We start from the raw sequence: 13,128 nt of genomic DNA on the forward strand, positions 1-13,128 counted from the left end.
AAGCAATTAAAACGCTGTACCCACTTGGAACTGTAAACGCTGGATATTATCCGTTGGAAGTGACTTATACGGAATACCGTAGCTGAACTTCAAAGGCCCTAGCGGTGATATCCATGATAAACCCAATCCGTAGGAGTATCTCAGAACTAAATTGATGTTTTCCCCAAAAGCATTACCGCCGTCAACGAAGGTAAAGAGACGCAGGGTTTTATCCACGCCAGAGCCTGGGACTGGGAAGGTATACTCCACATTGGTGACAATTTTAGACTGCCCGCCAGTAGGCTGGTAAGCGCCGATGACCGTGTTGTAATACTGAGGACCCAGGGAGCCAGGAGAGTATCCGCGAACCGACCCGATACCACCTACATAGTAGTTTTTAGTAATTGGGAATTCTTTATTCCCGTAAGCCTCACCATACCCAACCTCGCCATTAAAGGACAAGATATTTCCCTTGGAAAATGAATGGTACTTCTGGTACTGGCCAAATAGTCGATAAAAAGTAAGGTCTCCTACTGGGGTGCCCACTTCAGCAGAGAGCTGCTGCAACGATCCCTCAGAAGGAATTAAAGTGCTATCACGGCCATCACGCGCCCAACCTACCGTCAGCGGAACGTTATAAGTTTGCAAACGTCCAGGCACTGTCCCACCATAGCTGGTTACATAATTTTGGTAGGGTATCGGCGTATTTGTTGTTGCATAAATATCAAATATCTCAATGCCTGTTCCGAAGAAAACTCGATCAACCTCTGTGTAAGGTACACCGAACTTAATGTTGGATCCAACGGACTTAATTTGGTAAGCCGGATCGCCCGCGTAGTAGAGGGGCTTGGATGAGCGGTAATAAAGATCGGTGTAGCGACTGATGCCGTCTTCAGTAAAGTAAGGGTCGTAATTAGAAAGAGTCAGATTTTGCGTAATCTTACCCAAAGATGCGTTCAAACCAATTGATGTACCAGTGCCAAAAGCATTTTCTTGGTTAACGCCGGCAGACAATATCAGTTTTTCTGTTGAGGAGTAACCTGCGCCAATTGTGACTGCACCAGTTGGCTTCTCTGTAACCTTCACATTAACGTCAACTTGATCGGGGGATCCAGGCACATCTTCCGTAGTGATATCAGTTTCGGTAAAGTAGCCTAAACGACCCAAGCGTTTTTTGGATAAATCAATCTTTTCGCTATCAAACCAAGAGCTTTCAAACTGACGCATCTCGCGACGAATAACCAAGTCGCGAGTTTTAGCATTGCCAGTGATTGCCACCTGACGAACATAAATGCGACGCCCAGGATCCACTACCAGTGTCAGATCCACCTCAGCGACATCCCGCCTGATATCTGGCTGCGGATTAATCGTTGCAAAGGCGTAACCATAGGAGCCTAGAACCTCGGCAATTGCTTTGGTACTTTCAGTAAGCCTTGCAGATGAGAAAGTATCGCCAGGTTTCAAAACAATTAACTGCATTAACTCAGACTCTTTGCCTAGAGTTTCTCCAGCCAAGCGCACATCTTTAACGGTGAATTTTTTGCCTTCACGAATACTAATGGTGAGGTAAACACCTTTCTTGTCGGGAGTAATTGATACCTGAGTAGACTCAATCACAAACTCGAGGTACCCCCTGTTGAGATAGTAAGAACGAATAGTCTCGAGGTCAGCAGTTAGTTTTTGCTTGGAATAGAGATTGTCTTTGCTATACCAAGATAACCACCCACCTGTTTTTAACTGCATCTCACTTTTTAGAGTACCTTCACTAAACACTTCGTTGCCGATGATATTAATTTCTTGAATTTTGGCAACAGGACCTTCGTCAACGTTGAAGTAAATCGCAACCTGATTACGCTCAACCGGTGTAACTGTAGCCACAATCTCGGCCGCATACAGGCCTTTACCAACATATTGGCGCTTAAGCTCTTGCTCTGCTTTATCGATCAGAGCCTTGTCATAAAAGCGGGCTTCAGCTACACCAACCGTTTTCAATGACTTGCGGACAGCCTCAGGATCAAACTCTTTCATTCCCGTAAATTCAATACGAGAAATTGTTGGGCGCTCCTCGACAATCACAATCAAAACACTGCCTTGTGCTTGGATCTGCACATCTCTAAAAAAGCCAGTGCCATAAAGGGCTTTAATCGATTCGGCACCCTTTTCTTCTGTAAAGGTATCGCCGACTTGAACAGGCAAATAACTAAATACGGTGCCAGGCTCTACACGCTGAAGGCCTTCAACACGAATATCTTTCACCACAAAAGAATCAGCCGCCGAAACATTCAAACTCAACCCGAGCGCAGAGAGAACCAAGACGCGAGTGATGAAACGGGCAAAAATACGGAAAGATAATGACAGAGAATTCAAGGCGAAATATAGCGTTGTAAATCGTTAAACAATGCCAGTAATGACATAGAAATCAGCAAAATAAAGCCCAGTTTCTGAAACTGTTCCTGCCTTGATATCGAAATCCGCTTACCGGCGACCAACTCCCATGCATCATACAGTAGCTGCCCCCCATCAAGCATCGGAAATGGGAGCAAATTCAGCAAACCAATGCTAATACTCATAAGTGCTAAAAAGGCTAAAAATGGTTGCCACCCTACCTGAGCTGTCTTGCCTGCCATATCCGCAATACTGAGGGGCCCGCCCAGTTGCTTTAAGGAGGTGCTCCCAGTAAATAAACCGACCATTAACCTTGCGGAGACCTTAGTGATGACCCAGACCCTTTGCGAAGCAAATATGACGGCTTCTAGAGGGCCTAATCTGAGTTCCTGCCACTTTTCTAATGGACTCGGTGCAGGCAGCAAGCCCAGAGCCATCATTGGATCCCTTTCAGGACTGATTTTCGGCAAATCTATGGCATTAAAGGCTTTTACATGACGAGCGCCTGACGGAGTTTGGAGCTCAAGTGCAAACCCATCCTCTGCGGTAATAGCATCCATTAGATTCCAGCGCAAAGCATTCCAACTGGGAACAGGCTTGAATTCACCAAAAAGGGGCACGCTATCGGCCTGGGAGCCCAAATCTTGCCACCCAACCACTCGATCACCCTCGGCAACCCCCAGCTTGGCTGCTAAGGAGCTCTCGGGGGGCGCCTGCAATATAGCGGGTAATTGAGGTGCGCCAGCTAGATAAATGCAGGCAAACAAAATGATCGCCAAGAAAAAATTAGCGAAGGGACCAGCAGCTACAACCAAAGAACGTTGCCAAAGAGGTTTTTTATCAAAAGCCTGGCGCTCATCCGCTGGCGAAATCACTTGCTGACCATCTCTTCCGTCCAGCAATTTCACATAACCACCCAATGGAATCGAGGCCAATACCCACTCGGTTTTATTTTTTGCATGGTAGGTGTAAATCGGCTTACCAAAACCAATCGCAAAACGAAGCACTCGAACACCACAGCAGCGAGCTGCTAAAAAATGTCCAAACTCATGAAAGCTAACCAGTACGCCCAGCGTTAACAAAAAAGCGGCGATAGTAATCATTGCTTGCAAAGAATACCCTTTACCACTGCTTTTGCCGCTTCACGTGCTCGCGCATCAATACTTAAGATCAACTCAAGAGAGCGCGCATCGGATGCAGGAATAGCATTTAATACCTTCTCCACTACAACTGGAATTTGCAAGTATGGCAATCCTGCATCTAAAAAAGCAGCCACCGCAATTTCATTAGCAGCATTGAGAACGGCTGGAGCAGTACCGCCCGCTTTGGCAGCAGCAAATGCTAATGAAAGGCAAGGAAAGCGCGCTAATTCGGGTTCAGCAAAACTCAAGGATGCCAGCTGAGTCAAACTCAGCGGCGCGACTCCAGCATCAATACGCTCCGGCCATGCCAAACCATAAGCAATCGGGGTGCGCATATCTGGTTGGCCTAATTGAGCCAACACAGAACCATCGCGATAACGAACCATTGAGTGCACTACGCTTTGCGGATGAATCAATACTTTAATCTTCTCTAATGGCAAACCAAACAACCAAAACGCCTCAATGACTTCAAGGCCTTTATTCATCATCGTTGCAGAATCAACAGAAATTTTTCTACCCATCACCCAGTTTGGGTGTGCACATGCCTGCTCAGGAGTAATGCTCGCGAGCTGATCGAGTGGTGTATTTCGAAATGGTCCGCCTGAAGCTGTTAGCCAAAGTTCCTCAACCCCATGACGAGAATTTGACTCCTTAGAAAATTGTTCTGGCAAGCATTGAAAGATGGCATTATGCTCACTATCAATTGGCAGCAGTTCACCACCACCCTCTTTCATGGCGTGCATAAACAAATCGCCAGACATCACCAGCGCTTCTTTATTTGCCAGCAGCACTCTTTTGCCAGCCTTTGCCGCAGCCAATGCAGGCACCAATCCAGCAGCACCCACAATCGCGGCCATCACAGTATCGCAATGAGAATCGGTAACAGCATTAGCCAGGGCGTCTGGTCCATACAAAACTTGAGTATTGATTTTTTTCTCAAGCAGAAGCTTGCTCAAACGAGCAGCACCTTCCGCATCGGATACAACTGCAATAGCCGGCTTAAATTCAAAGCATTGCTGAGCAAGCAAATCGACTTGCTTGGCTGCAGTAAGTGCAACCACGTTAAAACGATCTGGGTGCGCCCGGATCACATCGAGCGTATTAACGCCGATAGATCCAGTTGAGCCTAGGATGGCAACCTGCTTTACCGACATCAGACAAACCCTGCTAAGAGCGCTGCGATCGGCATTGTTGGTATCAAGGCATCTACACGATCCAAGACCCCGCCATGACCGGGTAATAAATGGCTTGAATCCTTAACTCCTGCCAAACGTTTGAGTTGAGACTCAAATAAATCACCAAAAATACTGAAGGCTGTTAATACCGTAACCATTAAGAACATTGGAATCCAGCCAAAGCGTATTACCCATGCGCCAAATAAAGTAGATTCGAAAGATAAATAGTAGACGCATGCAAATGCGTAAACATAACAAAGTATTAAGCCACCAATAGCACCCTCAATTGATTTGCCCGGACTAATTAGTACAGCAAGCTTACGCTTACCAAAGGCTTTACCTACAAAGTAGGCGCCGATATCAGCAATCCAAACTAAAGCCATCGTGCTCAGTAAAAAGATGAGGCCAAGCTCTCGTAAAAACACCAATGCAAACCAAGTGGCAGGTAGCAATATGAGCCCAAGCACAACATAAAAAGGTCGTAACTTTTGCAAGGAAAGATTCATTCCTTTGGCCAAAATAAATGGCGCAATAAAGAACCAAAATAAAACCGCTAGTAGCAATAAAGCAAACTGCCAAGAGGCATTTTGCATACCGAGTAAAAGTAAAATAATGACCATGCAAAATAAAGCATATAGCCACGCTGCACGCCCTGCCTCAGGAGCAAGCAAGCGACTCCACTCCCAGGCAGCAGCCAATAAAGCTATCAAAAAGAAGCCGCCAATATAAATTGGAGGAAGCAGAAACAAGATGGGCAGAAGTACCGCCAATAAGACAAGGGCGGTAATCACTCTGGTTTTTAACATGGGAATGGGCTTGGTAATGAACTGCGTCAAACTGTATCGCTCATCGCTTGCGATGCAAGCTGAGCACTGGTACGACCAAATCGACGCTCGCGCTGACTAAACCAGTCAAACGCTTTGTGCAATTCTTTCTCATCAAAATCAGGCCACAAGATATCCGTGAAATACAGCTCGGTATAAGCCAGTTGCCACAACAAGAAATTGCTGACACGTTGTTCGCCACCAGTCCGAATGAATAAATCCGGCTCTGGCGCATAAGCCATTGAAAGATGAGGTTGAAGGAGCTCTTCCGTGACCTGCTCTGGTTTCAAATTGGGATTTGCTGCAAGACATTCACGCATCGCCTGCAAAATATCCCAACGGCCACCATAGTTTGCGGCAATAGTAAAAGTGAGGCTCTTACAACCGGCCGTCTTCTTCTCAGAAAAATCCACCATTTCCTGAATAGCGGTATCGAAACGACTCAAGTCACCAATTAATCGTAGGGCAATATCGTTTTCAGCAAGGCGGGATACCTCACCCTTGAGAGACTTAAGAAATAACTTCATTAAGAATCCCACCTCTTCAGGTGGTCTACGCCAGTTTTCGGAACTAAACGCAAATACAGTTAAATACTCAACACCAAGCTTGCGACACTCTTGAACAATTCTGCGAACAGCACCCAAACCCTCAGAGTGCCCTGCCACACGGGGCATCATCCGCTTACTGGCCCAGCGCCCATTACCATCCATGATGATTGCAACATGGCGAGGTATCGCACTGACCTCTGGAATGGCTAGGGTTGAACTGGAGTGTTGAGTCATTAGAAGCTAAAGTTCAATCAGGCTTTTAAACCGTCATGATCTCTTTTTCTTTTTCAGCGATGATCTTGTCAATATCAACCACTGCTTTGTCAGTCATCTTCTGAATATCATCAGTAGCACGACGCTCATCATCCTCAGAAATTTCTTTATCTTTGGTTAAACGCTTGAGATGCTCATTTGCATCACGACGTAAATTGCGCACCGCAATCTTAGTATCTTCACCTTCGCTCTTGACGACCTTGGTGAGCTCACGACGACGCTCTTCTGTTAATGCAGGCATCGGCACGCGAATGACAGTGCCCTGAGACGCTGGATTTAGACCTAAATCAGAATCACGAATTGCCTTCTCGATTGCTGCAACCATAGTCTTTTCAAAAGGCTGAACATTGATCGTACGAGCATCAGCCAAGCCCAAGCTGGCAACCTGACTTAATGGGGTTGGGTTACCGTAGTAATCCACATGAATGTGCTCCAGGATTCCTGGATTAGCGCGGCCAGAGCGAATCTTGGCTAAATTGGTTTTCAAAGCCTCAAGAGACTTTTCCATCTTTTGATTGGTAGTGGTTTTAATTTCTGCTGCAGACATCAGGCCTCCTATTAAACGTGCACCAAAGTACCTTCAGCCTCACCTTGCACTACGCGCATTAATGCGCCCGGCTTGAGAATTGAAAATACTTTGATTGGTAATTTACGATCGCGACACAACGCAAATGCAGTTGCATCCATCACTTGTAGATTCTTAATTAATGCCTCATCAAACGTAATCGTTTTGTATAAAGTAGCTGTTGGGTCTTTTACTGGGTCAGCACTGTAGATGCCGTCTACCTTGGTAGCCTTGAGCATAACTTCAACACCCATCTCCGCACCACGCAGAGCGGCTGCAGTATCGGTAGTAAAGAATGGATTGCCAGTACCTGCCGCAAAGATCACAACCTTACCTTCACCCATTGCACGAATTGCGCGAGGACGAATATAAGGCTCTACTACCTGATCCATACGAAGAGCAGATTGCACACGTGCCTCAACACCTTTTTGACGCAAGGCATCTTGCAGCGCTAATGAATTCATCATGGTTGCTAACATACCCATGTAATCGGCAGTTGCGCGATCCATGCCCGCAGCACCGCCAGCAACACCGCGGAAAATATTACCGCCGCCGATCACAATCGCTAACTCTACTCCGCTATTCACAACCTCGGCGATTTCCTTGACCATGGAATCAATGGTGACTGGATTGATGCCGAAAGCATCGTCACCCATAAGGGCTTCACCAGATAGTTTTAGGAGGACTCGTTTGTAGGCTGGCATGTTTTTAATTTTCCGTAATTTGCCAAGTAATTAACTTACTTAGCTTATTGATCTTTAAGCACTTTTAATATACCCGCCAAATTATAAAGGGCTTGAGAGGGATCAAAGAAAAGGGCACAGAAACTAAGGTTTCTATGCCCTTTTGGGTATTACCAACCGAGTGGGGCAAGCCCCAAACCAGCTAATTAAGCAGTTGCTTTAGAGGCGGCAGCAACTTGTGCAGCAACTTCAGCTGCAAAGTCGTCTTGACGCTTCTCAATGCCCTCACCTACAACATACATGGTGAAGCCCTTGATTGTTGTATTTGCAGCCTTGAGCATTTGCTCAACAGTTTGCTTGTCGTTTTTAACGAAAGTCTGGTTCAACAAAGAAACCTCTTTGAGGTACTTCTGAATAGAACCTTCAACCATCTTTTCAGCGATTTCTGGTGGTTTACCAGATTCAGCAGCCTTTTGAACAGCAACGCTACGTTCAACAGCAATTGCTTCGGCAGGAACGTCAGCCATAGACAAAGCTACTGGCTTCATTGCAGCAATATGCATTGCTACGTCTTTGGCGGCAGTATCGTCACCCTCGAACTCAACTACTACACCAATACGTGTACCGTGAAGGTAGGAAACTAACTTGTTGCTACCAGCGAAACGCTTAAAGCGACGTGGCATGATGTTCTCGCCGATCTTACCAATCAATGCGCTACGAACTTCATCAACAGTTTGACCATTCATTGGCAATGCCAACAAAGCAGCAACGTCAGCCGGATTCTTTTCAGCAACCAACTTCACACATGCATCTGTGAATGCTAAGAAGTCATCGTTCTTAGAAACGAAATCAGTTTCGCAGTTCACTTCTAACAATGCACCAGTAGTGCCGTTGATAGAAGCAGCAACGATACCTTCAGCAGTAACACGAGAAGCTGCTTTGCCAGCTTTACTACCAAGCTTTACACGCAGAATTTCTTCTGCACGAGCCATATCACCATCAGCCTCAGTCAAAGCTTTTTTGCACTCCATCATTGGAGCATCAGTTTTGGCGCGTAACTCGCCAACCATTGCAGCGGTAATAGCGGCCATTATTCAGCGTTCCCTTCTTCAACAAACTCTTCTTCGCCCTCTTTAACTGCTGTCAAGATTTCTTGAACAGAGTTGGCTTTGCCTTCGAGGATTGCATCAGCAATGCCACGTGCATAAAGGGTTACTGCTTTGCTTGAGTCATCGTTACCAGGGATGATGTAATCAACACCTTCTGGTGAGTGGTTGGTATCCACAACAGCGATTACTGGAATACCGAGCTTGTTAGCTTCGGTAATAGCAATCTTGTGATAGCCAACGTCCACTACGAAGATCGCATCAGGAACACCGTTCAAATCTTTGATACCGCCAAGAGCTTTTTGCAATTTGTCGAGATCACGGTCGTTAGTCAAAGCTTCTTTCTTAGAAAGCTTTTCCCAGTCGCCAGCTTCTTTAGCAACTTCCATATCTTTCAAACGCTTGAGGGAACCTTTTACAGTTTTGAAGTTAGTGAGCGTACCGCCCAACCAACGACTGTCGATGTAAGGCATACCAGCACGAGCAGCTTCTTCAGCAATGATCTCGCGTGATTGACGCTTAGTACCAACAAATAAAATCGTGCCACGGTTAGCAGCAACTTGTTTTGCAAATTTCAGGGCGTCCTGAAACATTGGCAATGTTTTTTCCAAGTTAATGATGTGGATTTTATTGCGATGACCGAAAATGAATGGGGCCATCTTTGGGGACCAGAAGCGAGTTTGGTGACCAAAATGGCAACCAGCTTCCAGCATTTGACGCATAGTTACTGACATAACTTCTCCTAAGGGTTGATTCTAAAGTTGAGTCCTAGCTGCGCTAAAAAACGCCACCCTGGAAGGCTCAACTCGCGATTTCAGGTCCAAAATAGACTTGAGGCAGAAATTATAGCTTAAATATCAATGCTCTAGCCACCTTTACCCCCAGATAGAACATGCGGCCCCCATCGAAATACTCTCCAGCCATCCTATATATAGGATATATGCCTAATTTTTAGGCAATTCTGATAAGCCAAAACTCTCCAAGTCGTTGATAATCAAGGCATGAATAATGTATTTACCGCAGAAAAAGACATCCAAGGGATGCGCGAAGCTGGCCGCTTAGCCAGCGAAGTTCTAGATCATGTGGCCCCTCACGTCAAAGCCGGGGTTACCACTGGAGAGCTAGATCGTATTTGCCATGAATACATGCGCGATGTCCAAAAGACCATTCCCGCTCCACTGAACTATCAGCCGCCAGGCTACCCTCCTTTTCCAGCTTCAATTTGCACTTCAGTAAATGATGTGATCTGCCACGGCATTCCTGGTGACAAAGTTTTGAAGGCCGGTGACGTAGTAAACCTAGACATCACTGTTATTACCCCTGATGGTTATTACGGCGATACCAGTCGCATGTTTATGGTGGGTGAAGTTTCCGTCATGGCAAAGCGTCTTACTCAAATTACTTTTGAATGCATGTGGCTTGGCATAGCCCAAGTAAAACCAGGCGCATCGCTTGGAGACATTGGTCACGTTATTCAAACGCATGCAGAAAAAGCAGGCTACTCAGTCGTGCGCGAATACTGTGGCCACGGCATTGGCAAGGTATTTCATCAAGACCCTCAAATTCTTCACTATGGCAAACCTGGTACTGGCGAAAAGCTAGAGGCTGGCATGACTTTCACAATTGAGCCGATGATTAATGCCGGCAAAAGAGATATTCGCACCATGCCTGACCAGTGGACTGTCAAAACAAAAGATCGCAGTCTGTCAGCGCAATGGGAACATACATTACTGGTAACGCAGACTGGTGTTGAAGTATTGACATGGTCAGAAGGTAGCAACCCTCCACCTGATTGCGTTAAAGGCCTGTCTTTTAGACCTACCCTAGCAAGCGCATAATTTCATGAGCAAGCTCCAGGCAGCCAGCAATATTACTGATGCAGCTAGCCTGCGTGCTGCTCGCGAAGTTGCTTACGACGAGTTTAGAAAAACACAAGCGGTAGGTAAGTTAACCAAACAACTTACTAAAATGAGCGATCAAATACTCGCCCATCTTTGGAGTAACAGTGGCTTAAAAAATGAAGCCGCTTTAATAGCTGTTGGTGGCTATGGAAGAAATGCTTTATTCCCATATTCTGATATCGATATCCTCATCCTTTTGCCAGAAGATGAAAAGCAGGCCATCGCCCTATCAAAGCAAGTTGAACAATTTATCGCTAGTTGCTGGGATGTTGGGTTGGAGATTGGCTCCTCAGTCCGCAATATCGCTGAATGTATTTCAGAATCCGATCAAGATGTCACGGTTCGTACCTCACTTTTGGAGGCACGCTTTCTTTGCGGCAAGAAGGCTTTATTTAAAGACTTTGCTAAAGCATTTGAAGCGGCCATGGATCCCAAGGCATTTTTTCAAGCCAAGCAAGCAGAACAAATTCAGCGTCACTACAAATATCAGAACACCCCTTACTCTCTAGAGCCAAATTGCAAAGAAAGTCCCGGCGGCTTACGTGATTTACAAGTGATCTCATGGGTTAGCAAGGCTGCATTATTGGGTGATACCTTCAAAGATCTCCATGAAGCCGGCCTTGTCACTCAACGCGAATTGACTGAACTCAACCGCAATCAACGATTTTTAGAGACCTTACGCGCCAACCTCCACCTCCTTGCAAAACGTAGGCAAGATGTTCTGGCTTTTGATTTACAGGCGCCCTTAGCAACATCCATGGGAATCAAAGAAGAATCTTCAAGGGTTGCTAGTGAAGCAATCATGCGACGCTACTATTGGGCAGCAAAAGCAGTAACACAATTGAATGATGTTCTATTGCAGAACATTGAGGCTATTCTCTTCCCGCAGGAATCTAAAACCACTCACCCCATTCCAGGTGAAGGTAATGAATACTTTATTGAGCGCCAAGGGGTATTGGATATTACCGACCCGCAGCTCTTTCAAAAACATCCAGAGCAAATCCTCAGAACCTTCTTAGTATTTGCCCAAACATCTAATGTAAAGAGCTTATCGGCAACCATCTTCAGGGCGCTCTATAACGCCAGAACTAAGATGGATAGCAAATGGCGCAAAGACCCGATTAATCGCGCGCTTTTTATTGAAATCTTGAAGCAGCCCGAAGGTGTAAGCCGCGCTTTCCACCTAATGAATCGTAGCAGCGTACTAGGGCGCTACCTCCCAGCTTTCAGAAAGATTGTTGGGCAGATGCAGCATGACCTGTTCCATATATACACAGTCGATCAACATATTCTGATGGTGCTGCGCAATGTGCGGCGCTTCATGGTGGTTGAACACACTCATGAATTCCCTTTCTGCAGCAGCCTCATTGCTCACTTTGAGAAACCTTGGTTACTCGTCATAGCAGCCCTCTTTCATGACATTGCTAAAGGGCGTGGGGGCGATCATTCGCAATTAGGAAAAGCAGATACACGCAAGTTTGCTAAAGAACATGGTCTAGATAAAAAAGATACTGAACTTTTAGTATGGTTAGTAGCCGAACATCTAAATATGAGCCAAACAGCTCAGAAACAAGACATCACCGATCCTGATGTCGTTAAAGCTTTTGCCAAAAAGATGGGTGATGAGCGTCATCTCACTGCACTCTACTTGCTCACCGTTGCTGATGTTCGAGGCACTAGCCCTAAAGTCTGGAATGCCTGGAAAGGCAAACTTCTTGAAGACCTCTATCGCGCAACACTCAGAGTTTTGGGTGGAGCCAAGCCAGATGCCTCGTCAGAGTTAGCCCAACACCAAGAAGAATCTAAAGCAAAGTTGCGTCTCTACGGCATCAATGATGACGCCTATGAAGACCTATGGAAGCAGTTGGATGTTGCCTTCTTCTTAAGACAAGATTCTTCTGATATTGCCTGGCTTACACGCCATCTTTTTAATAAAGTAAATAGCGAGCAGCCAATTGTCAGAGCTAGACTATCTCCAATTGGCGAAGGACTGCAAGTAGCTGTCTACGTAAAAGACCAAGAAGACCTTTTTGCCAGAATCTGTGCATACTTCGAGAGACACGGCTTCTCCATTTGGGATGCACGCATTCATACGACGCGTCATGGCTATGCCTTGGATAGCTTCCAAATTTCAGGCAGTAACTTGGTAGATGAAGGCGGCAGTTATCGCGACATCATTCAGTTAGTAGAGTTTGAACTTACTGCTGCACTAACCAATGCTGAGCCCCTACCTGCGCCAAGCATGGGTCGCCTCTCAAGACAGTCACGCACCTTCCCAATTCAACCACGCGTGCATATGGTTCCAGATGATCGTGGCCGCTATTACACACTCGCACTGTCCGCAAGTGATCGCACTGGCTTGCTATATACCATCTCCAGGGTCCTAGCAAAACATCAGGTATCGATTCATACTGCCAGAATTAATACACTTGGAGAAAGAGTAGAAGACGTGTTGCTATTAGACGCTGCCAACCTGGGCAAGAATCCTAAGCTACAGATTCAACTTGAGACTGAGTTGCTTGAGGCTTTAGGGGCTTAAATCTTTAG

Annotated in this window: 11 protein-coding genes; 2 read left to right on the top strand and 9 right to left on the bottom strand. The window is 46.0% G+C overall.

Going from position 1 to position 13,128, the window contains the following annotated elements; genetic code table 11:
- Nucleotides 1-6: 6 nt before the first annotated feature.
- The 9 genes from bamA to rpsB all read right to left on the bottom strand — a co-directional run bounded on the left by bamA (nucleotide 7) and on the right by rpsB (nucleotide 9,414).
- Nucleotides 7-2,346, bottom strand: a complete 2,340-nt coding sequence (gene bamA, locus ICE93_RS09885; RefSeq protein ID WP_216187778.1) for an outer membrane protein assembly factor BamA — start codon at nucleotides 2,344-2,346, stop codon at nucleotides 7-9.
- Nucleotides 2,343-3,467 carry an RIP metalloprotease gene (locus ICE93_RS09890; protein ID WP_255554607.1) on the bottom strand — a complete coding sequence of 375 codons (1,125 nt, stop codon included), beginning with the start codon at nucleotides 3,465-3,467 and terminating at the stop codon, nucleotides 2,343-2,345. Before ICE93_RS09890 ends, bamA begins: the two co-directional genes overlap by 4 nt.
- Complete coding sequence (gene ispC, locus ICE93_RS09895; RefSeq protein ID WP_216187780.1) at nucleotides 3,464-4,660, bottom strand: 1-deoxy-D-xylulose-5-phosphate reductoisomerase; 1,197 nt, start codon at nucleotides 4,658-4,660, stop codon at nucleotides 3,464-3,466. Before ispC ends, ICE93_RS09890 begins: the two co-directional genes overlap by 4 nt.
- Nucleotides 4,660-5,487, bottom strand: coding sequence for a phosphatidate cytidylyltransferase (locus ICE93_RS09900; protein ID WP_216187781.1), 828 nt, complete (start codon nucleotides 5,485-5,487; stop codon nucleotides 4,660-4,662). The genes ispC and ICE93_RS09900 overlap by 1 nt, the downstream gene beginning before the upstream one ends.
- A gap of 26 nt (nucleotides 5,488-5,513) precedes the next feature.
- A complete protein-coding gene (uppS, locus tag ICE93_RS09905) occupies nucleotides 5,514-6,287 on the bottom strand; it encodes a polyprenyl diphosphate synthase (protein WP_216187783.1) in 774 nt (257 codons plus the stop codon).
- A 25-nt stretch (nucleotides 6,288-6,312) separates the two neighbouring features.
- Nucleotides 6,313-6,873, bottom strand: coding sequence for a ribosome recycling factor (gene frr / locus ICE93_RS09910; protein WP_216187785.1), 561 nt, complete (start codon nucleotides 6,871-6,873; stop codon nucleotides 6,313-6,315).
- Nucleotides 6,874-6,884: 11 nt separating this feature from the next.
- On the bottom strand, nucleotides 6,885-7,595 hold the full coding sequence (gene pyrH / locus ICE93_RS09915; RefSeq protein ID WP_216187787.1) for a UMP kinase: 711 nt from the start codon (nucleotides 7,593-7,595) through the stop codon (nucleotides 6,885-6,887).
- Nucleotides 7,596-7,780: 185 nt separating this feature from the next.
- On the bottom strand, nucleotides 7,781-8,665 hold the full coding sequence (gene tsf, locus ICE93_RS09920) for a translation elongation factor Ts (RefSeq protein WP_216187789.1): 885 nt from the start codon (nucleotides 8,663-8,665) through the stop codon (nucleotides 7,781-7,783).
- Nucleotides 8,665-9,414 (bottom strand): 30S ribosomal protein S2, encoded by a 750-nt coding sequence (gene rpsB / locus ICE93_RS09925; protein ID WP_068322489.1) that lies wholly within the window; start codon nucleotides 9,412-9,414, stop codon nucleotides 8,665-8,667. The genes tsf and rpsB overlap by 1 nt, the downstream gene beginning before the upstream one ends.
- A 267-nt stretch (nucleotides 9,415-9,681) precedes the next feature.
- Between rpsB and map the strand changes: the two genes are divergently transcribed.
- Nucleotides 9,682-10,518 (top strand): type I methionyl aminopeptidase, encoded by an 837-nt coding sequence (map, locus tag ICE93_RS09930; RefSeq protein WP_216187792.1) that lies wholly within the window; start codon nucleotides 9,682-9,684, stop codon nucleotides 10,516-10,518.
- Nucleotides 10,519-10,522: 4 nt separating this feature from the next.
- Nucleotides 10,523-13,120 (top strand): [protein-PII] uridylyltransferase, encoded by a 2,598-nt coding sequence (locus tag ICE93_RS09935; protein ID WP_216187795.1) that lies wholly within the window; start codon nucleotides 10,523-10,525, stop codon nucleotides 13,118-13,120.
- The last annotated feature ends 8 nt before the right edge of the window (nucleotides 13,121-13,128 follow it).

This window comes from Polynucleobacter sp. MWH-HuK1 (genome assembly GCF_018881815.1).
Taxonomy (GTDB): Bacteria; Pseudomonadota; Gammaproteobacteria; order Burkholderiales; family Burkholderiaceae; genus Polynucleobacter.

Coding starts and splice junctions, on each gene's coding strand:
- ICE93_RS09890 (WP_255554607.1), bottom strand. CDS start 3,467: ATGATTACTATCGCCGCTTTTTTGTTAACGCTGGGCGTACTGGTTAGC.
- ICE93_RS09900 (WP_216187781.1), bottom strand. CDS start 5,487: ATGTTAAAAACCAGAGTGATTACCGCCCTTGTCTTATTGGCGGTACTT.
- rpsB (WP_068322489.1), bottom strand. CDS start 9,414: ATGTCAGTAACTATGCGTCAAATGCTGGAAGCTGGTTGCCATTTTGGT.
- pyrH (WP_216187787.1), bottom strand. CDS start 7,595: ATGCCAGCCTACAAACGAGTCCTCCTAAAACTATCTGGTGAAGCCCTT.
- ispC (WP_216187780.1), bottom strand. CDS start 4,660: ATGTCGGTAAAGCAGGTTGCCATCCTAGGCTCAACTGGATCTATCGGC.
- map (WP_216187792.1), top strand. CDS start 9,682: ATGAATAATGTATTTACCGCAGAAAAAGACATCCAAGGGATGCGCGAA.
- ICE93_RS09935 (WP_216187795.1), top strand. CDS start 10,523: ATGAGCAAGCTCCAGGCAGCCAGCAATATTACTGATGCAGCTAGCCTG.
- uppS (WP_216187783.1), bottom strand. CDS start 6,287: ATGACTCAACACTCCAGTTCAACCCTAGCCATTCCAGAGGTCAGTGCG.
- frr (WP_216187785.1), bottom strand. CDS start 6,873: ATGTCTGCAGCAGAAATTAAAACCACTACCAATCAAAAGATGGAAAAG.
- tsf (WP_216187789.1), bottom strand. CDS start 8,665: ATGGCCGCTATTACCGCTGCAATGGTTGGCGAGTTACGCGCCAAAACT.